Raw genomic sequence first — 22,733 nt, forward strand, 5'->3', positions numbered from 1 at the left:
TGTGAATGGAGGCCGTGAGATGGTCGTCGGCAGTGTCACGGGGACGCGTGACGTCCCCCCGTCCGTCCGGGCTCTCAGCTCGTTGCCCGATTCCGACTACGCCGACCACTTCGTCCTGGCCACGACCGTGGAGGCGACGCCGGAGCGGTGGGCCCGGGCGATGTTCGGCGACGTCCCCGACGCCGCCGAACTGCTGATCTGGCGCGGCTTCCTCGGTCTCCGGCTCGACCGGAGGCGGTCGCCGGACAGGGTGGCCGGTTGGCGGATCGGCGGGCGCGGCGACGACTGGATCCGGCTCGAGGCCACCTCCTGGTTCCTGCGCGGCAACCTTCTCGTGCAGGTGGTCGACGGCGGGGTGTCGCTGGCGACCTTCGTGCGCTATGACCTGCCCCTGGGCCGGGTCGTGTGGCCCCCGCTGTCCGCCGTCCATCGCCTGCTGGCCCCCGGGTTGCTCCGCGACGCGGCGGCGAAGGTGGCCGCGGCGGAGAGAGGCGATCGCCGGCCGCGACCGTGACCCGGCCTGTTCGGCCGGTGGGCGGGCGGATCCGGTCGCGGCCCTGGTGATCGCGGCCGTGGCGGTCAAGGAGGGCCGAGAGGCCTGGCGCGGGGACGCCTGCTGCGGTCGGCCGCCGGGCGGACGGGCGGATCGTCACCGGCCTGTGGCCGCTGACGGCGCTGACGGTGCTGTTCCGGCCGCCGGACCCGTGACCGAGGGGTGCCCGGGGTCCTGACCTCGACGCGATCCTCATCTGCGAGGGTAGAGCAGAAGATTCCATCACGATTGCCATGAGGGCTGCCTTTCTCCTCCGGAATCTGCGAGGTATCGTGGTGGCTCGTGACGATGTTCCGGATCGACGAGGCCGCGTGACGGCCCGGCGTCTCTCCCGGTGGGCCCTGATGGCGCCGCTCGCCCTCGCCCTGGCCGCCGGTGCGGCGGGCTGCGGCGCCGGTGACCAGGCCGCCCCGCGGGCGGACGGTGCCACGACCCTGACGGTGTTCGCCGCCGCGTCGCTGACCGGGGCGTTCACCGAGCTGGGCAGGGCCTTCGAGGCCGCGCACCCGGAGACGACGGTGCGCTTCAACTTCGGCTCCAGCGCCACCCTCGCCCAGCAGATCGTCCAGGGCGCCCCGGCCGACGTCTTCGCCGCCGCCAGCCCGGCCACGATGAAGACCGTCACCGACGCCTCCTCGGCCGCCGCGCCCCCGGTCACGTTCGCGCGCAACAGCCTGCAGATCGCCGTCCCGGCCGATGATCCCGCGGGGATCGACGAGCTGGCGGACCTCGCCGACCCGAAGGTGAAGGTCGCCCTGTGCGCCGAGCAGGTGCCCTGCGGAGCCGCCGCGGCCAAGGTCCTGGACGCCGCCGGTCTCACGGTCACCCCGGTCACCCTGGAACAGGGCGTCAAGGCCACCCTGACCAAGGTCGAGCTCGGCGAGGTCGACGCCGCCCTGGTCTACAGGACCGACGTCCTGGCGGCCGCGGGCAGGGTCAGGGGAATCGACTTCCCCGGGGCGGAGAAAGCGATCAACGACTACCCGGTCGCCGCGCTCTCCTCCGCGGCCGACCCCGAGGCGGCCGGGCGGTTCGTCGGCCTGGTGCTGTCGGGACAGGGCCGGGACGTGCTGACGAAAGCCGGTTTCCAGGTCCCCTGAGACACGACGGCCGGGGACGGGCTCCGTGTCCCGTGGGCATGTCGTGCCCCCGTACCAGGGGTGGGGCGCGGCCGGTTCCGCGGGCGTCGTCAAACCGGAGGTGATCGTTCGTTCACGCCTTCGTCGTCGATGTGTCGTGGTCGGAAGCGTGGGTAGACGAGCCCGTCACAGCCGCCCGCCAGGGCGGGGGAGCCGAAAGAAAGGAGCGACCATGTCCACCGCACGAGAGATCATGACCGCGGGTGCCGAATGCGTGCAGGCCGAGGAGACCGTACTTGAGGCGGCCGAGAAGATGGCCCGTCTGGACGTCGGCTCGTTGCCGATCTGCGGCTCCGACGACCGTCTCCAGGGCATGCTCACCGACCGGGACATCGTGGTGAAGGTGCTGGCCAAGGGCAAGGACCCCAAGAGCTGTCTGGCCGGCGAGCTGGGCGAGGGCAAGCCCGTCACCATCGGCGCCGACGACGACGCCCGGGAGATCCTGCGCACGATGGCCTCGCACAAGGTGCGCCGCCTTCCGGTGATCGACGGTCACACGCTCATCGGGATGGTGGCGCTGGCCGACGTGGCCCGTGCCCTGCCGGACGCGCCGGTCGGTGACCTTCTCGACGCGCTGACCAGCGACTGACCCGGCGCGCCGGGCGGTGGGCGACCGCCGCCCGGCACGCGACCGGCCGCCTCGGGCGGCTCCACCGTCACGGTGGAGCCGCCCGAGGCGCGTCCGGGGCCGGTTCCCGCCGGGCAGACCGGTTTCCCCCGGGCCGACCGGTTCCCTCCGGGCGGAGGGATGGAACGGATGCCGGTCCCCGCGGGGCGGGGACCGGGTCTCACCCTCGCTGGCCGGTCGTGGCGATGCCCTGAAGGAAGTACCGCTGACCCAGGAAGAAGATCGCGATCAGCGGCAACGTGGTGATCACGCTGGCGGCCAGCACGATCTCCCACTTGGGGTCGCCGCCCTGGTAGAACTGGTCGACCACCGCCTTCAGCCCTCTCGGCAGCGTGTAGAGCGCCGGGTCCTGCAGGTAGATCAGCGGCTTCATCAGGTCGAACCAGCTCGCCTTGAGCTCGAAGACGAACGCGATGATCAGCGCCGGCCGCGACAGCGGGAGCGCGATCCGCCAGAACAGGTCCAGGTACGAGGCGCCGTCCACGCGCGCCGCCTCGAAGACGTACCGGGGCACGCCCAGCAGGAACTGGCGCAGCAGGAAGATGTAGAACGCCGAGCCGAACAGGTTGGCCGCCCAGAGCGGCACCTGCGTGCCGGTCAGCCCCACCGAGTTCCAGATCAGGTACGTCGGGACCAGCGTGACCGCGCCGGGCAGCATCATCGTGCCCAGCACGCTCGCGAACAGCAGGCCCCGGCCGGGGAAGCGGAAGTAGGCGAAGCCGAACGCGACGAACGCGCTCGACAGCGTCACCGCCAGGGCGGCCACGACGCCCACGATCAGGGTGTTCACCAGCCACGTCAGCATCGGCGCGGCGTCCCAGACCGAGATGTAGTTCTCCGGCTGGAACGGCGACGGCCAGGGCAGGAACGGGTCGCTGAACGTCCGGTCGCGCGGCTTCAGCGACGCCGAGACCAGCCAGACGAACGGGTAGATGAGGATCGCCGAGGCGACGGCCAGCACGATCAGGAAGAAGATCCTCCGGGTCGGCCTGCCGGCGTCGTCGGGCACCGGCGCGGCCGGCTCGGCGGCGGGGGGCGCCTGTTGCAGGGTGGTCATCGGCTGCGCTCCTCGGCCTCGTAGTACACCAGCCGGTTGCCCACCTTCACCTGGATCACCGTGATGATCGCGATGACCAGGAACAGCACCCAGGCCAGCGCGGAGGCGTAACCCATGTGCAGGTACTGGAAGGCCTGCTGGAAAAGGTAGATCACGTAGAACAGGGCGGCGTCGCCCGAGGAGTTCTGGGCCTGCGTGTTGCCGAAGTACATCGTGTAGACCTGGTCGAACATCTGCAGCGAGGCGATCGTGTTGACGATCACCACGAAGAACAGCGCCCCGCCGATCATCGGCAGGGTGATCGACCGGAACCGCTGCCACGTGCTCGCCCCGTCGATCATCGCGGCCTCGCTCAGCTCCCGCGGGACGTTGCGCAACGCGGCGAACAGGATGATGGTGGTCGAGCCGAGGTTCCACAGCGACATCAGCACGATGCCCGCCAGCATCCAGTCCGGGTCACTGGTCCACTGCGGCCCCTGCACCCCGAACAGGGCCAGGAACTGGTTGACCATGCCCACCTGGCCGTTCAGCAGGAACAGGAAGAGCACGCCCACGGCGACGTGGGGGGTCATGGACGGCAGGTAGAAGATCGTCCGGAAGACCCCGGCCGCCCGGCCGGTGATGCGGTTCAGGATCAGCGCCAGCCCCAGGGCCAGCCCGATCGAGAGCGGGACGTGCAGCACGGTGTAGAACAGGGTGTTGCCGATGGCGCGTATCACCTTGGGGTCCTGCGCCATCGTGGCGTAGTTGTCCAGGCCGGTGAACCGCGGCGGGCTGATCAGGTCGTAGTCGGTGAACGACAGCACCAGGCTGGCGATCATCGGCCCGAGCTGGAAGAGCAGCAGGCCGACCACCCAGGGCAGCACGAAGACGTACGCCCAGCGCGTCTCCGGGCGGGAGAGCGCGGCTTTCACGGCCGGCTCCCCGCGGGCGTGCCTGGACGCCAGCTCACGGCTGCGCCTCGTCGATGGCCTTCTGCGCCTTGGCGTCCGCCTCCGCCAGCGCCTGGGCCGCCTTCTGCCGTCCCTGCAGCACGTTCGTGCCCGCGTCCTGCCAGGCGGTGTTGAACTCGGCGGCGGCCGCGGACTGCGGAACCACGAAGCCGGCCTCCTGCACGGCGCGGATGGTCTTCACCGCGTCGTCGTAGGCCTTCTTGCCGCTGGGCTTGACCACCTCGGAGAAGATCACCTCATCGGCCTTGGCGTTGCCGGTGTAGGTGCCGATGTTGACCTTCCCCTCCTTGGCGCGCTTGTCCGCGCGGGCGCGGGCCGCCGCGACCCAGGTGTCGGCCGCGGTCATCGTCTTGATCCACGAGCAGGCCGCGTCCGGGTTGCGCGCGCCCTTGGGGATGACCCAGGCGTTGCCGCCCACCATGTTCACCGGCTTGCCCTGACGGTCCTTGAACGGCACCACCGTGATGTCCGCGTCCGGGGTGACCCCGGCCATCGCGCTGATCACGAACTGCTCGGTGAGCATCGCGCCGATCTGGTCCTTGGCGAACGGGTTGCCCTCCCCGAAGTAGTCGAACGTGTCGGTGAAGGCCTTGAGCTTCTTCCAGCCGCCCTGCGACTCCAGCAGGCCGGTGGCGTACTCCAGCGCCTCGCCGACCTTCGGGTCGTCCAGGTTGACGGTACGGCCGTCCTCGCTGAGCAGGTCCGCGCCGTTGGCCTTGGCCCACAGCGGCAGGAACTCCGGCAGCTTGGGGTAGAAGCCGAAGCGCTCGATCTTGCCGTCCTTGATCCGGGTCATCTTCTTGGCGAGCTGGGCCAGCCCGTCCCAGTCGGAGGTGTCGATGCTCGCCGGGTCGACCCCGGCGTCGCGCGCGGCCTTGTTGTTCACCAGCAGGACGATCGAGTTGTAGAACTCGGGCATGGCGTACCACTTGTCGGCGAAGCGCACCTGCTTCTGCGCGGCGGGGTAGAAGTCGCCGGTCGCGATCGACTGGCCGCTGACGCAGGAGTCCAGCGGCTGGATGGCCCCCCGGGCGGCGTACCCGCCGATCCGGTCGCGGCCCAGGTAGACCACGTCCGGCGGGTTGCCCGAGGCCACCGCCGACAGGAACGCCTGCTCGTTGAACTGGCCCTGGTTGATCGTCACGTTGACCTTGGGGTACGCCTTCTTGAAGGCGTCCACCCGGACCGTGGCGATCTCGTCGGGAAGACCGAACCCCATGGTGGTCAGGGACGCCGCCCCGGAACCACTGCTCCCCTCGGCAGGTCCCTTGTTCGCCCCGACCCCTCCGCACGCGGCCAGAGAACCGGCCAGCATCGCCGCCGCGGCCACACGCCCTGCTCGTGAAACAGGCATCTTCGCCCTCTTCCTGAAAGTGAGTGCGCTCCGTCTTCCCCCTAAACGAGAAACAAACAAGTACATGTCACTCCTTTTGCCGACCGGACCTGCGGACCGGCGGCACGAAGACCCTGCCGATCCGCAGAAGTGATGATCCGGACCATCTCACGGTCCGGACGGGGCCGGAAGCCCCGGCCGGCCGGTCTCTCAGGCGGGCCGCACGGACCAGGACGGCTCGTTCTCCAGGTCGAGGGTCACCTCCACCGCCCGCTCGCCGTCGCTCACCCGGTAGGACAGGGCGGTGTTGGTCAGAGCGGTGACCGTGGTGCGGGCCCGGGTCAGCCAGGGACGTTCCCGCCGGAAGGCGATCAGCTCCCGGTGCAGCCGGTGGACCTCCTCGCCGCCGGGCGTCAGGGCGGGCAGCAGGGACGGGTCGTCGGGGAAGGCCGGGCGGATCGCGTCGTCACCGCCCGCGCGCTCCTCCTTGACGCCTCGCATGCCCCGCTCGTCGCCGGCGTAGACCGACGGCACGCCGCCGACCGTGAACAGGACCGCCAGGGCGGCCCCGAGGTGGCGGGGCTCGTCGAGCCTGCTGGCGATGCGCGTCACGTCGTGGTTGCCGACGAACGTCAACGGCGCGAACGTCTCCAGGAGGGCGTTGTGCCGGTCCAGTGCCCAGGCCAGCTCGAAGAGGTTGCGGTCGTTGAGGGAGCTCCAGATCGCCTTCCACAGCTCGTACTGGGTGACGGAGTCGAGGCCGCCCTTCTCTGTGAACGCGGCGTAGTCGCCGTGGATGACCTCGCCCACCAGCCACGCGTCCGGGAAGCGCGGGCGCAGCCGGTCGGTGACCTTCCGCCAGAACTCCACCGGGACGGCGTAGGCCGCGTCCAGCCGCCATCCGGCGATGCCGCGCTCCAGCCAGTACGCCATGACGCCGGCGACGTGGTCGACGACCTCGGGGTTGCCGTGGTCGAGCTCGGCGAGCCGGTCGTGACCCTCGAACGTGCCGCCGCTCAGCCAGCCCGGCGGCGCGGCGAAGCTCCGGCCCACGTGGTTGAAGACCCCGTCGAGCAGTACGCCGAGCCCCCGGGAGGAGGCCGCCCCGACGAGCGCGACCAGGTCGGCCTCGGTGCCCAGGCGCGGGTCGACGCGGTAGTGGTCGACGGTGTCGTAGCCGTGGGTCTCGGAGGCGAAGACCGGCCCCAGGGCCAGCCCGTCGCAGCCGAGATCGGCCCCGTGGTCCAGCCACCGCTCCAGCCTCGCCAGCCGGGGCACCGGGGCCGCGGACGCGGGCAGCGCCTCGGCCTCGGCCCCCAGGAAGCCGAGGGGATATACGTGCCACCAGATCATGGTGTGGCCCTCCATTAGTGAGCTCGTCCTCAATAACAGCTTACTGAGGATCGGCTCATTAGTCGCTATGATCCCGGCATGGCACGCAGACGACTTGACGTGGCCGACCGTCGAGAGGAACTCCTCGCCGCCGCGCGAGCCGCGTTCGCCCGGTGGCCGTACGAGACGGTCACCGTCGCGGCGATCGCCCGGGCGGCGGACGCCTCCGAGGCCCTGGTCTACCGCTACTTCTCCGGCAAGGAGGAGCTCTACCTGGAGACGGTACGGGCCGGTGTGCGGGACCTGCTCTCCCGCCAGCAGGACTTGGCCGACCGGTTGCCGCCCGGCACCCCGCCCGCCGAGCGGCTGGCCGCCTCCGTGCGGCTCTACCTGGACTTCGTCTCCGAGCAGCCCGCCGGATGGGCGGGCCTGCTGCGGCCCGGCGCGATCCCCGAGGCCGCGGCCCTCCAGGAGGGGGCCCGTGACCGCTTCGCCGACATGCTGCGCGCCGCGACCGGTGCCGGGCCGGGATCACCGTCGGACTACGCCTTCCGCGGCTACCTGGGCTTCTGCGACGCGGTCTGCCTGGCCTGGGTCGAGGCGGGCCGTCCGGAGGAGGACCGCGAGCACCTGGTGCAGGCGGCGGTCGGCGCTCTGGAGGGAGCCCTGCGCCGGGTCGGCGAGACCGGCCGGGCCGTGTCCTGACGCTGGCGGACGCGGTCACAGGCAGCCGGCACGCCACGTCACCCGTCACGGACACGTCACCTGTCACGGACACGTCACCTGTCATGGCAGGGAACGAGACGGTCGGGGTGACGTGTGGGTGGTTTGGCGTACCTTGCCGGTGATGGCATGCTCTTTCGCGGAAGACGTCGCGCGGGGTGGCGCGCTCCCCGGCCGCGGACCGCGGGGCACGGGACCCGCCGGGCGGATCCCGTCGGATCCGCGCGGGTGCGCGCCGGGGGAGGAGCACGATGGCCGGCACGGTGCTGCGGCCCGGAGATCCCACCGACCTCGGTCCGTACACGATCGAGGCCAGGCTCGGCGAGGGCGGGCAGGGCGCGGTCTACCTCGCCCGCGACCCGGACGGTGAGCACGTCGCGATCAAGATGCTGCACCCGAGGTTCGCCGCCGACCCGGTCGCGCGGGCCCGCTTCCAGCGGGAGATCAGCGTCGCCCGGCAGATCGCCGAGTTCTGCACCGCCCGGGTGCTGGACGCGGGGGAGAGCGGCGACCACCTGTACGTGGTGAGCGAGTTCATCGAGGGACCGTCGCTGCAGCAGGCCGTCGAGAACGAGGGACCGCGCGACGGCGCCGCCCTGCAGCGCATCGCGATCAGCACCGCCACCGCGCTCGTCGCCATCCACCAGGCCGGCATCGTGCACCGGGACCTCAAACCGGCCAACGTGCTGCTCGGCCGCGACGGCCCGCGCGTCATCGACTTCGGCATCTCCAAGGCGCTCGACGCCGCGCTCGCGCAGACCAGTGGCGCGGTCGGGACCCCGACCTACATGTCGCCCGAGCAGATCCACGGCCGTCCGGCCGCCGCCCCCTCGGACGTCTTCAGCTGGGCCGTGACGATGGTGTTCGCCGCCACCGGCCGCCCGGCGTTCGGCCAGGACAGCATCCCGGCCGTGCTGCACCGCATCCTCACCGCCGAGCCCGACCTGTCGGAGGTCCCCGAGGGACTGCGGCCGCTGCTGGCGGCCTGCCTGGCCAAGGCGCCCGCCGACCGGCCGGTCGCCTCGGACCTGCTGTTCCGGCTGATCCGCCAGCCCTCCCCGGGCACCGGGCCGTCCGCCGTGGCCTCCCCGTCGCCCGTCCCGGACGCGACGCTCCCGGCCCCGAAGGCCGCACCGCCCTCGCGGAGCACCCCGTCCCCGCAGAGCACCCCGCCCCCGTCCCGGCCGTTCCCGCAGCCCGTCCCGGACGCGACGTTCCCGCCCCCGCGGTCCGCCCCGCCCGGCCCGGCGCAGTCCGCCCCGGCCGCGTCCGGGCCGTTCCCTTTCGGTCCGCCTCCCGCAGGTCCGCCGTCCCCGCCGTTCCCGCGGCCCTCGCACGCCGGGGGTTCCCCGCTCGAACCGGGCGCCGGCCCCCGGGAGTGGAGGCCCCCGGGTGATCCCGGCGCGGGGTCCCCGGAGACGACCGCGCCGGGCGGGCCGGGCGGGCCGGCACGGTCGCGCCCGTGGCTGATCGGGGCCGCCGTCGCCGTCTCGGCGGCCGTGGTCTCGGCCGCCGGGATCTTCGTGCTCCCGCCCCTGATGGCCGGGACCGGGGAGAGGACCGCCGATCCCACCCCGGTGGCGCTGTCCGGTTCCCCGGACGGCACCCTCTCCTCCTCCGGCACCCCCTCCCCGGACGGTTCCTCCTCGCCGGACGTCTCCCCGTCCGCCGACGCCTCGCCCTCTCCCGGCGGGTCCGCGTCCCCCGCGGCCACCCCCACCGCGGTCACCGGGGACTGGAAGAGCGCACCCGTCGGCGGCCCGCTGCGCGGCCACCGCGACGACGTGGGAACGGTGCAGGTCGCCCGGGTGGACGGCGAGCCGGTGATCGTCTCCGGCGCCAACGACCGCACCGTCCGGCTGTGGGACCTGGCCACCCGCAAGCCGCTGGCCACGCTCACCGGGCACACCGACTGGGTGCGGTCCGTCGCGGTCACCGAGCTGGACGGCAGGGCGGTCGCGGTGTCGGCCGGTGACGACGGGACCCTGCGCCGCTGGGACCTGGCGAGCCGCAAGGCGATCGGCAGGCCCGTCGCCACCGGTGGCAGCGTCTTCTCGGTCACCGTGGCCGACCTCGGCGGCGAGCCCGTCGCGGTGACCGGCGGCCGGAACGGGAACCTGTGCGTGTGGAACCTGAGGACCGGGGCCGCGATCGGCAGGACCCGCCGCGCCTCCACCGCGCCGGTGTTCGGCCTGGCCACCGCCGTACTCGACGGTGAGCCCGTGGTGTTCACCGGCAGCGGCGACGGGACGGTGCGCCGCTGGCCGCTGCGCGGCGGGGCCGGTGAGACGATCCTCGTCCAGCGCGGCCAGGTCTCGGCCGTCACCACGGCCGAACTGGACGGCAGGCTCGTGGTGCTCTCCGCGGGCGGCGCGCAGGAGATCCACGTCGACGACGCGGCCGGAGGCGGTGAGGCGCGCCCGCCGATCCTGAGCCACACCGGCTGGGTCTACTCCCTGGCCGTCGGCCGGGTGGGCTCGCTCACCGTGGTGGTCTCCGGCAGCAACGACTCCACCGCGCGGGTCCACGACCTGGACACCGGAGAGCGCACGGGCAGGGCGTTCAAGGACCACGACCACAACGTGTTCGGCGCCGCGGTGGCCGAGCTGAAGGGACGTCCCGTCGCGGTCACCGCCGGCGGCGACGACACCGTCCGGGTCTGGCGCCTGGGCTGACCCGCCGGACCGGCCCAGCCGCGCAGAGCCGCGCAGAGCCGACTCGATCCGCCCCGGGCCAGGGGGGCCCGGGGCGGATCGGCGGTGAGGGGTCTACTTCAGGTACGGCCCGGCGGCGCCGATCCTGCCGGGGGCCGGGTTGCCGGGCAGGGAGAGCACGTACGCCCTCAGGTTGCCCTTGCCGCCGGGCGCGACCGTCAGCGTCCCGCCGGTGACGACCCTGGTGTCACCGGTGACCGCGTCGACGTAGGTGCCGTTCGGGATGCCGGTGAACGTGGCCCCGCCGGAGACCGAGACCAGCACGAAGCTGTCCGTCGCCCCCTGCGTGAAGCGGCGCTTGAAGGCCATGTCGCCCGAGACGCCCTCGGTGGAGTACTGGCCCTTCTGCAGCGCAGGGATCGCCCGCCGGATCCGGTTGAGCCGCTGCACGTGCCTGACCAGCGGCTTGTCCAGGGTCTGCGCCACCGCGCCGGTGGCGCCGGAGACGGTCCCGAAGTCCGGGGCGGTGACCGACCCGGCCAGGTGGCCGCCGTAGTAGGCGCGGCCGGTGGTGGCCAGCGGGCAGGTCGGCCCGCAGTCGATCCTCTTGCCTCGCTGGAACTCGATCTCCGAGCCGTAGTAGAGCGTCGGGATGCCGCGGAAGGTCCACATCAGGCTCATGTTCTCGGCCCAGGCGTCGGTGCCGCCGTCGAAACGGACCGAGGACTTGTTCGGGCCGTAGTCGTGGGAGTCGACGTAGACGGTGTTGAAGGTGGCGTCGTTGTAGCTGTCGTCGGAGTCCTTGCCGTTGTGGAAGGCGTTGGAGGCCTCGCCGAAGTTCATGTGCATCCGCATGTCGATCACGTTCATGCCGGAGAAGGCACTGTGGTCGGGGGCGTGGTAGGCGTTGCCGTCCAGCCTGGCGTTGGTGCTGACGGGCTGGTTCCCGGTGCCCATCAGGTTCTCGTGGTCGTACTGCTCGATCGCCGCCCTGACGTCGTCGGCGCTGTACTGCCTGCGTTCCTTCCAGGTGTAGAACTGCGCCGAGTGGTTGACCGAGCCGCGGTTCCACTTGTCGTGCACGAACGCGGCGACCTCACCGAAGACGTAGAAGTCCTTCGCCTTGGCCGCGCCGAACCTCGCGGTGGCGTGCGCGCGGATCGCGGGCAGGAACCGCCGGTTCCAGGTGACCCGGGGGACGTGCACGGCGGTGTCGACGCGGAAGCCGTCCACGCCCATGTCGATGTACCTGTTGTAGACGTCGATCAGGTAGTCCTGGACGACCTTGCTCTCGGTGTTGAAGTCGGCCAGGTCCTCGTGCAGCCAGCAGCTGCGCGAGTCCTCGCCCTCCCAGTTGCCGATCCAGCAGTTGTGAAAATAGGTCGCCGGGAACATGCCCGAGGTGGGGCTCGGCCACTGGCAGTTGTAGACCCGGTACCCTTCGGCGCTCTGGCCACCGGTCGGGACGCCCCAGTTGCGGCAGGTGTTGCCCGCCGGTTCGGCCGTCGACCACAGGTCGCCGTTGTGGTACGACTTCCCGGAGACCGGCTCCACGCTCCTGCCGTCGTAGGTGAAGCCCGGGGCGGGCTGGTCGTAGTACCAGCTCCACTGGGCGTCGCGCACCCCGTAGACCTTGGGGGTGAACAGGCCCTTGGCGCCCCAGCGGGAGCTGTGGTTGTAGACCACGTCCTGGTAGATCTTGATGCCCTTGGCGTGGGCGGCGTTGATCAGGTCCTGGTACGAGGCGCCCTCGGACTCCAGCCGGGCGTCGACGCGGTGGAAGTCCCAGCCGTGGTAGCCGTGGAAGTCGTAGTCGGACCGGTTCAGCACGACCGGGGTGATCCACAACGCGGAGAACCCGAGCCCCTTGACGTAGTCGAGCTTGTCGATCAGCCCCTTGAAGTCGCCGCGGAACATCGGGTCGTCGTTCGCGGCGTTGCCGGACTTCACGTGCTGGCTGCCGCCCCGGTTGTTGGCGGTGTCGCCGTCGGCGAACCGGGCGGTCATCACGAAGTAGATCGAGTCCTCGCGGGGGTCGCCGCCGAGCGGGGTGCCGCCCGCGGGCTGCGCGGGCCCGCGGCCGGTGGTGGCGGTGGCCGCCGCGCTCGCCGGTGAGACGTTCCCCGCGGCGTCCCTGGCCTGGACGGTGTAGCGGTAGGCGGTGTTCTCGGCCAGGCCGGTGTCGGAGTGCGCCGTGGCCGTCACGTCGATGACCTTCGGGCCGCCGGTGCCGCCGGTGCGGGTGATCCGGTAGCCGGTCACCCCGACGTCGTCGGTGGCGGCGTTCCAGGCCAGCGCGATCACGGTGCCGTTCGCGGAGGCGGTGAGGCCGGTCGGTGCGGTGGGGGCGACGGTGTCGGGGCCCTGGGGGACGCACGGGTTCGCCGCGTTCGCGGTCACGACGCGGTTCCTGACCGTGCTGACGCCGGTGCCGATGACGTAGTCGGCGCCGCCGTTGTTGTCCCAGGTGCCGGAGCCGTTGTTGAAGGCGGCCTTGAGACCGGTCGCCGAGCCCAGGTCGATCGTCCTCTTCTTCCAGCCGGTGCAGGCGGTCTCGCCCATGGGGACGCCGGGGACGGTGGTCCAGGAGCCGCCGGTGGGCTGGTAGTGGATGTTGGCGGTGTTCCAGCCGGTCGCGTAGTAGACGGTGGCGCTGCCGGCCGCCGAGGCGGCGGGGATCGCGGCGAGCAGGGGGACGAGGGCCAGCAGGGCGGCGACGAGCAGCCCCGCGGTGCGGTGGGCGGGTGAGCGCATGGGGTTCCTCTGATCGAGGGGCCGGAGAGTGGCCCCGGGCGCGCGAGGGCGCCCGGGGCGGCGGTCCGGGCGTGCGGGACGCCCGTGGCCGGGCCCCGGGCGCGGGGGAGCGCGCCCGGGGCGGGGCCGGCGGGGCGACGGGGTGGCCGTGCCCCGCCGGGATCAGAGGTCAGCGCCAGGAGTCGTTACGTGTCGCCGTACCGCCCGACGGGGTGGTGAAGGAGCGGTTGGGGTCGCTCTCCCAGATCACCGAGCCGTCGGAGTTCTTCTTGATGTACTTGTAGGAGATCGTCGTGCCGGCCGGCAGGTTCACGGTGCCCTTCCAGACCGGGTACGAGGCCGACGACAGCGCGACCGCGTTCGCCGGGTTCCAGGCGCCCAGCGCGGGGACGTCGCCGACGACGAAGACGTTCTGGCCCCAGGTCGTGGTGGCGTTCGCGTTGAACGTGGTGGCCACCTGGCCGGGGTTGACGGTCGGGGTCACGGTCGGGGTCGGGGTCGGGCCGGGGCCCATGGCACCGGTGTGGATGGCGACCGCGCCCCTGGCCGGGACGGTGACCGAGGCGGTGCCGCCGGAGGAGACGGTCACCGAGCCGCTGCCCGCCGCGTTGGCGTAGGTCCCCGCGGGCAGGCCGGTGGTGAAGGTGCGGGTGACGCTCGCGCCCTCGTTGTTGATCGCGACCCAGCCCTTGGTGCCGCGGCTGAAGGCGATCACGTTGTTGCCGTTGTCGTACCAGTTGGCGACCGGGGTGCCGTTGACGACGCGGTTGAAGCGGGCCATCCCGGTCATCTGGCGGTGGAAGCAGGTCCACTGCCCGTTGCCGCAGTTGGTGTCGGTGACGAAGCCACCGCCTCCCGAGGGCGGGCCGGCCTCGCTGTTGCCCCAGGCGAACCCGGAGTAGACCCGCGCGGCGCCGTACGGCCAGGCCAGCATGAAGACGTTGGCCAGCCGGTAGGCGTCGCCGTTCTTGTAGTTCATGGTCGAGCCGTTGCGCTCGGTGTCGTGGTTGTCGACGAAGACCACGGCCTTGTCGCTGGGCACCGACAGGCCCCAGCTCTGCCCGAACGACTGCAGGTTCTTGATCTGCCCGCCGCCGAACTGCTCCTTGAGCTTGCGGCCGTAGACGAACTCGTGGACGTCGCCGACCCCGGTGTACTGGCTCGGCGAGATCGCCTCCCCGTTGCCCTGGATGACCTCCTGGTGGATGTACGGCGATCCGGTGAGCCTGCTCTTGATCGCGGCCAGGTCGGCGGGGTTGATGTGCTTGGCGGCGTCGATCCGGAAGCCGTCCACGCCCAGCGAGGTCAGTTTGTTGAGGTATCCGGCGATCTGGTCGCGGACGTAGTTCGAGCCGGTGTTGAGGTCGGCCAGGCCGACCAGCTCGCAGTTCTGCACCCGCCCGGCGTCGTTGGTGTAGTCCGAGCCGTTGATCACGCAGGTGGGGGAGTGGAAGTCGGCGGCCGAGTACAGCCCGGGGTAGTCGTACTTGCCGAAGGTGTAGCCGCCGTAGCTGGTGCTGCCCTGGCCGGTCATGTGGTTGATGACGGCGTCGGCGTGCACCTTGACGCCCGCGGCGTGGCAGGCGTTGATCATGTTCTTGAACGCGGCCTCGTTGCCGAACTTGCTGGTGAGGGTGTAGCGGGCGGGCTGGTAGACGTCCCACCAGACCGTGCCGCCCTTGGACATCGAGTCGTTCGGCGGGGAGACCTGGACGGCGCCGAACCCGGCCGGGCCGAGCACGTCGGTGCACTCCTTGGCGACGGAGTTCCAGTTCCAGCTCCACAGCTTGACGATCGGGCCGGGGGTGGGCGGGGCCGCCTGGGCGGGGGCGCTCAGCACGGCGGGCACCAGAACGGTGGCTCCGGCCAGCGCGCTTAACGCCGTGGCAATGATGACTCGGTAGGGTTTCACGGGTGGGGGCCTCCAGATCAGTGGACGGGTTCCCTGGCCGGGCCGGGTGCTGCAACACCCGGCCCGGCGGGTTTTTCAGGTGGTCGCCTGCGGGCCGCCCGGAGACGTCCGGGGACGTCCGGCACGGCCCGGGACGCCCGGGGGAGAAGGGGACGGGGGGTCGGGGTCAGGGCCGGACGAAGACGGCCACCGTGCGTGGCGGGACCGTCACCGTGCCCGTCGCCGGGTCGAACGTCGACTGCTTCACGACGGCGTCGTCGCCGTTCGCCTGGACGGGGTGGAGCGTCACCTGGCCGCCCTTGAGGGCGTCGACGGTCTGTGGCCGCGCCTCGGGGGTCGCGTTGAGGACGACGGTGATCGACCTCCAGCGCGGGTCGATGCCCGAGGAGTCCAGGTGCATGGTCACGACACCCGGGGTCTCCGAGGTGCCGCTGGTCGGGAAGGTCAGCCGCTTCTGCACCTCGGCCAGGCTGTCCAGGGCGAACGCCGGGGAGGAGGAGCGGATCCTCAGCAGGTCGCCGTAGCGGGCGCGGGCCGCGCCGATCGCCGCGCAGTCCGGCTTGAGCGCCGGGTCGGCGAGCAGCGGCCTGGCGTAGGGCCACTTGTCCTCGTTGTCGGCCTTCGGGGGAAGGCCGGCGCCGAAGCCGTTGCCCGCCGAGCAGTCCCACAGCAGCCGGTTGAACCAGTCACCGGAGTCGAAGGAGTTGCGGTCGAGCGACTTGGAGCGGAGCCGCTCGCTGCCGGCGTGCACGAACGAGGTGCCCTGGCCGAGCACGGCCGTGGCCAGCGAGAGCGACTGCATCCGTACCCGGTCGGCCATGCCCGTCGCCTGCGGCAGCTTGTAGGCCAGCGCGTCGAAGAGCGTCTCGTTGTCGTGGGCGTCGACGTAGGTGACGGCCTCGCCGGGGGAGGCGGTGTACCCGGCGGGTGAGCCGTTGTAGTCCACCTCCGAGCCCTTGACGCGCCGCCCGTCGGAGGCGGTGAAGGTGTAGTCGCGCAGGTTGCCGGTCAGCCCGACCTTGATCAGGTCCTGGTAGCGCAGCAGCCGGGCCCGCTGCGCGCCGGCGTCGCCGTTGGCGGGCGAGCCGTTGGGCGCCCCGGCCAGTCCCGAGCCGAAGCCCTGCACGCGGGGGTCGGCGTCGAACGGGCCGCCGCCGCGTACCGCGTCGCGCAGCCGGTCGTTGAAGGTGCCGATCCCGGTGCCGGCCATCCCGGCCTGGGTGGCCTGCTCGAAGCGGGCGTCGTCGGCGACCTCGCCGAAGTTCCAGCCCTCCCCGTACAGGATGATCGACTTTCCGTCGACGCCGTCGCGGGCGAGGGTGAGCCGGTCCAGGGCCTCGCGGACCGCGACCATGTTCGCCTTGGGGTGGTGGCCCATCAGGTCGAACCGGAAGCCGTCCACCCGGTACTCGCGGGCCCAGGTGACCACGGAGTCGACGACGAGCCTGCCCATCATGGCGTGCTCGGGCGCGGTGTTGGCGCAGCAGGTGGAGGTGGCCACGCTGCCGTCGTCGAGGAGCCGGTGGTAGTAGCCGGGCACGATGCGGTCCAGCACCGAGGTGGGGTCCTGGCCCGCGGCGTGGGTGTGGTTGTAGACCACGTCCATCACGACCCGCAGCCCGGCCCCGTTCAGCCCGCCGACCATCTCGCGGAACTCCCTGATCCGCGACGACCCCTCCGGGTCGGAGGCGTAGGAACCCTCCGGCACGGTGTAGTGCAGCGGGTCGTAGCCCCAGTTGAAGGAGTCCTTCGCCGCGGTCCTGGCGACGCAGGCCTGCTGCTCCTCGGAGTCGGGGGCCATCGAGGCCAGGTCGCAGCCGGGTTCGGTCCGGTCCGACCTGCGCTCGGGGACGGTGGCGATGTCGAAGACCGGCAGCAGGTGCACGTGGGTGAGCCCGTCCTTGGCCAGGGCGCGCAGCTCCCTCATCCCCGCGGAGTCGCCGGTGAACGCGCCGTACGTGCCGCGCCTGGCGGCCGGGACGGTCGCGTCCGAGGCGGAGAAGTCGCGCACGTGCAGCTCGTAGACGGACGCCCTGTTCTGGGGCACGGCCGGTGGCTTGGCCCGCGACGACCAGCCGTCGGGCCGCAGCGACCGGTCGGACAGGTCGACGAGCTGGCTGCGGCCGGACCCGGCCGACAGCGACAGGCTGTAGGGGTCGGTCACCTCGTTGACGACGACCTTGCCCGCGGCCGGGGAGTGGACCGTCACCAGGAAGGTGTAGTAGCGGTCCTTCCAGCTCCGCTGCCCGCGCGCCGACCAGACGCCGGTGCGGTCGTCGCGCCGCATGGCGTGCACGGTGCGGGGCCCGCCCGAGGGGTCGCGGTACAGCGCCAGCTCGACCTTGTGGGCGGTCGGCGCCCAGACCGACAGCTCGGGCGTGCCGCCACGCCAGGACGGCCCCAGGCCGGCGCCGGCCGCCGCGGCGTACAGGTCGTCGAGCACGCCGGGCAGCTGCACGCCGGTGGCGGTCAGCAGGGCGCCGGAGACGTCGCGTTCGGCGGCCACGACCTGGCCGCGCACGGCCTCCCGCACCAGGTCGGTGTCGCGCGGGTCGACGGTGAACGCGGCGTGCCCGGCCAGGTGCGGCCACTTCGCCTTCTGCGCCTCGGTCAGCGCGCCGGGCGTCAGCCGGATCAGCTTGAGGTCACCGGTCAGGTCCCCCTCGGCGTAGGCGATGCCGCCCTTGCCGGAGAAGGCCAGGGCGTAGCGGTTCGACGCCGAGGAGTCGATCTTCCAGGCGACGGTGGAGCGGTCGATCCAGTGCGCCGAGGACTTCGACAGGTCGGCGTCGGCGCCGCGCGCCGCCGGCTGGGGCAGCAGGTGGCCCTCGGTACCGGCGACCCGCCACACCTCGTGGCCGTCGGCGGCCAGGTCCAGCGCCTGGTTGTCGGGCAGGTCCTTGGTGTCGCCGTTGTGGATGATGTAGCTCACGTTCGCGGCCCCCTCGGTCAGGGGGACGCGGAAGTACACGCCGAAGGCGTCCCTGCCCGCCGGCTGAAGCGGCGTGGCCCACTCGGTGGGAGCCGCCACGTCCCCCCACAGGTGCAGTCCCCAGCCGTCATAGTTCCCGTCGGGCCGGTGGTAATGCAGGATCGCGACGTTCTCGGCCGCGGCGCGGGTGGCGTGGACCGTGGCCGAGCCGGACACGACGTGGGCGTCCGGCTGCGCGGCCGGGGTGAACGACTGGTCGGCCCCGGGGTCCTTGACGTCCCCCCTGTGCACGATGAAGTTCACCGGGACCGACGCGTTCTTCAGCGGCACCCGCCAGAACGCGCCCGAGGCGTCGACGCCGTCCGCGGGCCTGGGTGCGGCCCACTCGGTGGGCACCCCGTCGGCGAGCCCGTCGCCCCACAGGTGCAGCCCCCAGCCGTCGTAGGCCTTGTCCGGCCGCGAGTAGTGGACGGTCGCGTACCCCTGCGCCGCGGCGCGGGAGGTGTGCGTCGAGGCCGATCCCTGCCTGAGCCAGACCTCGCCGTTCCTGGCGGGGTCGACGATCCGGTCACCGCCGTCCTTCTCGTCCCCCTTGTGGACGATGATCCCGACGTTGGTCGCGCCCGGCTTGAGCCTGATCCAGGCGAAGCGGCCGTAGTCGTCCTCGCCGGTCAGCGGCAGCGGCGCGGCCCACTCGGTGGGGTTCTCCACGTCGCCCCAGACGTGCAGGCCCCAGCCGTCGTAGTCGCCGTCCGCGCGCTGGTGGTGCACGACCAGCCAGTCGCGCTTCACCGTGCCGGGCTGCTCGGGAGCGGGCTCGGCGCCGACCGTGGCCGTCGCCGTCGCCGAGGCGAACCGTCCCGCGGAGTCCTTCACCACGGCCTTGTACGCGACCTTCGTGCCCGCGGCGAGACCGCGCAGGTCGTGGAAGACCCGGAAGACCCGGGAAGAACCGGACGCGTTGGGCGCGTCGTCGGTGCCGATGACCCTCCAGGGGCCTTCGCCGGCCTTGGCGGCGAAGGTGACCTGGTCGAAGCCGGTGCCCGGCACGGTCGCGGTGACCGGGATCCGGCCGTCCTCGGCGGTGCCCCTGATCTCGGCGCCGGGCAGGGCGACCGAGACGGCCGGGGCCGCGGCCGGGGCGGCGAGCCTGGCCGAGGCCCGGTAGACCACCGCGGACAGGGCCGGGACGGTGAGCCCGAGCCTCGTGTCCGCGCCGGTGGTGAGCGCGGACGGGCCCTCGCCGTACACGCGGGTGAAGGCGGCGCCCGCCGAGAAGGTGGGCACGGCCGCGGTCGCCGCCTGCTCGGCGTTGTTGACCGCGACCACGTACTCGATCTGCCTGCTCGCGTCGATCCTGGAGAAGGCGTAGACGCCGCCGGAGGCGAGCCGTTCGATCTGGGCGCCGTCGGCCAGGGCCGGGTGGGCGTCGCGCAGCCCCGCCAGGGCGGCGATGCTGCGGTAGAGCGGGTGGGAGGGGTCGTGGTTGTCGCGCGCGTGGGTGGCGCCGGTGCCGATGAGGTCGTCGTCGAGGTAGTCGGCGGCCTTGGCCGGGAACAGCGGCGCGCGGGCGTCCTGGTCGCCGCCCGAGCCGGTGAAGCCCTGCTCGTCACCGTAGTAGACGACCGGCTGGCCGCGGGTGAGGTACATCAGCTCGTGGGCGAGCAGGTCCCTGCGCAGCAGCTCGGCGTCGGGCGCCCCGGGGTTGTCCTGGGCGACGAAGCGGCCGATGCGGCCCATGTCGTGGTTGCCGAGGAAGGTCGGCAGCGACGAGGCGTTGCCGTCGGCGTCGGTGTGGTGGTCGTCCCCGGCGTACAGCCGGGCCAGCCTGGTCGCGTCCGCGGTGCCGCCGACGAAGGAGCGGGCGGCCTCCTGGAACGGGAAGTCCAGGGTGGCGTTCATGCCCCCGCGGGTGGAGTAGCGGCTGGTGAAGGCGGGCTCGCCCGAGTAGACCTCGCCGAACATGAAGAACCGCTTGTTGCCGTGCTGGGCGGCGTAGCCACGCAGGGCCGGGGAGAAGCGCTCCCAGAACTCCATGTTCACGTGCTTGGCGGTGTCGATGCGGAAGCCGTCGAGGCCGGTGTCGCGCACCCAGGTCCGGTAGATGTCGATCATGCCCTTGACGACCTCGGGCCGCTCGGTCCACAGGTCGTCGAGGCCGAAGAAGTCGCCGTACTGGTCGTTCTCACCGCTGAAGGTGGAGTCGCCCCGGTTGTGGTACATCGTCGGATCGTTCAGCCAGGAGGGCGTCTTGACCCTCTTCGGTGCGACCGGCGTGTACGGGAACGAGCCGGTGTCCACCTCGGGGAAGGTGTCCTTGCCGGCGTGGTCGCGGTCGTCGAACGGCCTGCCGTCGGTGTCGACGTAGGGGTAGGCGCCCTTGGAGCGGTAGGAGTAGGTCTTCTCGGCGTAGTCGATGACGTCGGCCGTGTGGTTGGTGATGATGTCGAAGAAGACCTTCATCCCGCGCCGGTGGGCCTCGCGCACCAGCTCCTTCATCTGGGCGTTGGTGCCCAGGTGCGGGTCGATCCTGGTGAAGTCGGTGATCCAGTAGCCGTGGTAGCCGGCCGAGACGTTCGCGCCGGTGCCCTGCACGGGACGGTTCGCGAACGCGGGGGTGATCCAGATCGCGGTGCTGCCGAGCTTCTTGACGTAGTCGAGTCCGCCGAGCAGACCCTTGAGGTCGCCGCCCTGGTAGAACCCCTTGTGGGAGGGGTCGAAGCCGGTGGCGAGCCGGTTGCCGGACAGGCCGCCGGTGTCGTTGCGGGGGTCGCCGTTGGCGAACCGGTCGGTCATCGCGAAGTAGAAGCGCTCGCGGCTCAGGTCGGCGCGCAGCGCGTCCCGGGCCAGCTCCCTGTCGGAGGGCTCGGCGGTGCGGCTCAGCGGCGAGACCACGGGCGCACCGGTGCCTGTGGTGACGGTGGTCCCGGAGATCCGCGGGGCGGACGGGGACGCCGATGACGGGGCGGACGCGGGGGAGGCGGACGCGGCGGCGGGGGGCGGGGTGGCGGCGAGGGGGGTGATCAGGGCTGTCACGAGCGCGACGCTCGCCAGCGAGGTCGTTCTCGCGCGCCGTGGGGGAAGTGGCCAGACCACGGGGGGCCTCCACGGAGGTTGTTTCGGAGGTATTGCCCGGAAGTTACTCATTGGGACACGTCTGTGCAATCCCTTGCGGCAATTTTCTGAATATCCGGTAAGGCGACGGTGCCGGAAGGGAGATGCGTCACCGCAAGGAACCGTACAAATAGGACTTACAGCTATTTAAGGGTCAATACGGGTGTACGGATTTGCGGGATGGATCGGTGATTCATCGGCTTAGGGGGTCGTTTGTAACGACTTTGCAGACTCTTGCAGAAACTTCTTCCACTCAGGTTCACGTCGGCGTAACGTCCGGCGTACTCCAGAACCGGCCGGACAGCTCAGTTCGATGTCCGGCCACCCCCCTTGAACCTGAGGAGAAGAACATGCGGCGAGCCTTCCCTGCCGCGACGATCGTCGCGGCCCTCGCCCTGGCGGTCTCCGCCTGCGGTGGCGGTGAGGCCGCTCCGGCGGCCCCCGCCCAGTCCGCGGCGGCCGACCCGTCGAAGATCAGCGGTGAGATCACCTGGTGGGACACGGTCCGGCCGGACAGCGAGGGGCCGACGTTCCAGGCGCTCATCAAGGAGTTCCAGGCGAAGTACCCCAATATCAAGGTCAAGTACGTCAACGTCCCCTCCGACCAGGCGCAGAACCAGTTCCAGACCGCGGCCCAGGCCGGCGCCGGGGCGCCCGACGTGATCCGCTCCGAGGTGGCCTGGACCTCCCAGTTCGCCTCGCTCGGCTACCTGCAGCCGCTGGACGGCACCCGCGCCGTGGAGAACGAGTCCGACTTCCTGCCCGGCCCGCTGAGCAGCACCAAGTACCAGGGCAAGACGTACGCGGTGCCGCAGGTGACCGACACGCTGGCGCTGCTGTACAACAAGAAGCTGCTGGCCAAGGCCGGGCACGAGAAGGCCCCCGCCACCGTCGAGGAGCTCAAGCAGGTCGCGCTCGACGTCAAGGAGAAGACCGGCGTCAACGGCCTGGCCCTCAACGTCGACTCCTACTTCCTGCTGCCCTTCATGTACGGCGAGGGCGGCGACCTGCTCGACGTGCAGAACAAGAAGATCACCGTCAACTCCCCGGCCAACGTCAAGGCCATGGCCACCGTCGCCGACCTGGTCACCTCCGGCGCCGCCCCCAAGCCCGCCATCCAGGACAGCTACGCCAACGCGATGACCGCCCTCAAGGACGGCAAGGCCGCGATGATCTACAACGGCCCGTGGGCGCTGGCCGAGATCTACCAGGGCAAGGAGTTCAAGGACAAGGAGAACCTGGGCATCGCCCCGGTCCCGGCCGGCTCGGTCAAGGCCGGCGCCCCCACCGGCGGCTGGAACCTGGCGATCTACGCGGGCTCCCCCAAGCTGGACGCCGCCTACGAGTTCGTCCGCTTCATGAGCACCCCCGAGGCCCAGGCCAAGGTCGCCAAGGAGATCAGCCTCCTGCCGACCCGGACCTCCGCCTACGAGAATCCCGACGTGCAGGGCAACAAGGACGTCGCCGTCTTCAAGCCGATCATGGACACCGCGGCCCCCCGGCCGTGGATCCCCGAGGGCGGCCAGCTCTTCCAGCCGCTGCTGGAGGGCTACCAGTCGCTGGTCGGCGGCAAGACGACCCCCGAGGACATGCTCAAGAAGGTCGACGGCCAGTACCGCGGCATCTTCAAGGACTGGAGCTGAGCCGTG

General features: G+C 71.6%; 13 protein-coding genes. 6 read left to right on the forward strand and 7 right to left on the reverse strand.

Translation table 11 applies throughout. The features are described 5' to 3' along the window. Positions 1 to 19: 19 nt before the first annotated feature. From ABD832_RS41270 to ABD832_RS41285, 3 genes are all read left to right on the forward strand, one after another. Complete coding sequence (locus ABD832_RS41270; RefSeq protein WP_344908224.1) at positions 20 to 514, forward strand: hypothetical protein; 495 nt, start codon at positions 20 to 22, stop codon at positions 512 to 514. A gap of 350 nt (positions 515 to 864) precedes the next feature. Then, entirely contained in the window at positions 865 to 1,653 is a 789-nt protein-coding gene (gene modA / locus ABD832_RS41280) for a molybdate ABC transporter substrate-binding protein (protein WP_344908228.1), read from the forward strand. A gap of 211 nt (positions 1,654 to 1,864) precedes the next feature. After that, positions 1,865 to 2,281: a CBS domain-containing protein gene (locus ABD832_RS41285; RefSeq protein WP_344908231.1), complete on the forward strand. Its 417-nt coding sequence runs from the start codon at positions 1,865 to 1,867 to the stop codon at positions 2,279 to 2,281. 199 nt (positions 2,282 to 2,480) lie between these two features. Here ABD832_RS41285 and ABD832_RS41290 read toward each other — a convergent pair whose 3' ends face one another. The 4 genes from ABD832_RS41290 to ABD832_RS41305 all read right to left on the reverse strand — a co-directional run bounded on the left by ABD832_RS41290 (position 2,481) and on the right by ABD832_RS41305 (position 7,016). Further along, complete coding sequence (locus ABD832_RS41290) at positions 2,481 to 3,377, reverse strand: carbohydrate ABC transporter permease (protein WP_344908235.1); 897 nt, start codon at positions 3,375 to 3,377, stop codon at positions 2,481 to 2,483. Then, the gene (locus tag ABD832_RS41295; protein ID WP_344908238.1) at positions 3,374 to 4,291 is read right to left on the reverse strand and encodes a carbohydrate ABC transporter permease; all 918 of its coding nucleotides are present in this window, start codon (positions 4,289 to 4,291) and stop codon (positions 3,374 to 3,376) included. The genes ABD832_RS41290 and ABD832_RS41295 overlap by 4 nt, the downstream gene beginning before the upstream one ends. A 34-nt stretch (positions 4,292 to 4,325) precedes the next feature. Further along, a complete protein-coding gene (locus tag ABD832_RS41300) occupies positions 4,326 to 5,660 on the reverse strand; it encodes an ABC transporter substrate-binding protein (RefSeq protein ID WP_344908243.1) in 1,335 nt (444 codons plus the stop codon). Between the two features lie 213 nt (positions 5,661 to 5,873). Further along, positions 5,874 to 7,016, reverse strand: coding sequence for an alpha-amylase family glycosyl hydrolase (locus tag ABD832_RS41305; RefSeq protein WP_344908246.1), 1,143 nt, complete (start codon positions 7,014 to 7,016; stop codon positions 5,874 to 5,876). Positions 7,017 to 7,094: 78 nt separating this feature from the next. Between ABD832_RS41305 and ABD832_RS41310 the strand changes: the two genes are divergently transcribed. Next, entirely contained in the window at positions 7,095 to 7,700 is a 606-nt protein-coding gene (locus ABD832_RS41310; protein WP_344908249.1) for a TetR/AcrR family transcriptional regulator, read from the forward strand. A 269-nt stretch (positions 7,701 to 7,969) separates the two neighbouring features. Then, a complete protein-coding gene (locus ABD832_RS41315; RefSeq protein ID WP_344908253.1) occupies positions 7,970 to 10,393 on the forward strand; it encodes a protein kinase domain-containing protein in 2,424 nt (807 codons plus the stop codon). 93 nt (positions 10,394 to 10,486) lie between these two features. On the opposite strand, the gene ABD832_RS41320 is transcribed toward ABD832_RS41315, so the two are convergent. The 3 genes from ABD832_RS41320 to pulA all read right to left on the reverse strand — a co-directional run bounded on the left by ABD832_RS41320 (position 10,487) and on the right by pulA (position 21,006). Beyond that, positions 10,487 to 13,126 carry an alpha-amylase family glycosyl hydrolase gene (locus ABD832_RS41320; protein WP_344908256.1) on the reverse strand — a complete coding sequence of 880 codons (2,640 nt, stop codon included), beginning with the start codon at positions 13,124 to 13,126 and terminating at the stop codon, positions 10,487 to 10,489. 169 nt (positions 13,127 to 13,295) lie between these two features. Beyond that, a complete protein-coding gene (locus ABD832_RS41325) occupies positions 13,296 to 15,038 on the reverse strand; it encodes a carbohydrate-binding module family 20 domain-containing protein (RefSeq protein WP_344908259.1) in 1,743 nt (580 codons plus the stop codon). Between the two features lie 166 nt (positions 15,039 to 15,204). After that, on the reverse strand, positions 15,205 to 21,006 hold the full coding sequence (gene pulA / locus ABD832_RS41330; RefSeq protein ID WP_344908262.1) for a pullulanase-type alpha-1,6-glucosidase: 5,802 nt from the start codon (positions 21,004 to 21,006) through the stop codon (positions 15,205 to 15,207). Positions 21,007 to 21,434: 428 nt separating this feature from the next. On the opposite strand from pulA, the gene ABD832_RS41335 reads away from it, so the two are divergent. Beyond that, positions 21,435 to 22,727 carry an extracellular solute-binding protein gene (locus ABD832_RS41335; protein ID WP_344908267.1) on the forward strand — a complete coding sequence of 431 codons (1,293 nt, stop codon included), beginning with the start codon at positions 21,435 to 21,437 and terminating at the stop codon, positions 22,725 to 22,727. Positions 22,728 to 22,733 lie beyond the last annotated feature (6 nt).

The sequence above is a fragment of the Streptosporangium longisporum genome, assembly GCF_039534895.1.
Lineage (GTDB): Bacteria > Actinomycetota > Actinomycetes > Streptosporangiales > Streptosporangiaceae > Streptosporangium > Streptosporangium longisporum.

Excerpts from the sequence above, each read along its gene's own strand:
- ABD832_RS41270 (WP_344908224.1), top strand. The coding sequence starts at position 20 with ATGGTCGTCGGCAGTGTCACGGGGACGCGTGACGTCCCCCCGTCCGTC.
- ABD832_RS41285 (WP_344908231.1), top strand. The coding sequence starts at position 1,865 with ATGTCCACCGCACGAGAGATCATGACCGCGGGTGCCGAATGCGTGCAG.
- ABD832_RS41290 (WP_344908235.1), bottom strand. The coding sequence starts at position 3,377 with ATGACCACCCTGCAACAGGCGCCCCCCGCCGCCGAGCCGGCCGCGCCG.
- ABD832_RS41305 (WP_344908246.1), bottom strand. The coding sequence starts at position 7,016 with ATGATCTGGTGGCACGTATATCCCCTCGGCTTCCTGGGGGCCGAGGCC.
- ABD832_RS41310 (WP_344908249.1), top strand. The coding sequence starts at position 7,095 with ATGGCACGCAGACGACTTGACGTGGCCGACCGTCGAGAGGAACTCCTC.
- ABD832_RS41315 (WP_344908253.1), top strand. The coding sequence starts at position 7,970 with ATGGCCGGCACGGTGCTGCGGCCCGGAGATCCCACCGACCTCGGTCCG.
- ABD832_RS41320 (WP_344908256.1), bottom strand. The coding sequence starts at position 13,126 with ATGCGCTCACCCGCCCACCGCACCGCGGGGCTGCTCGTCGCCGCCCTG.
- ABD832_RS41335 (WP_344908267.1), top strand. The coding sequence starts at position 21,435 with ATGCGGCGAGCCTTCCCTGCCGCGACGATCGTCGCGGCCCTCGCCCTG.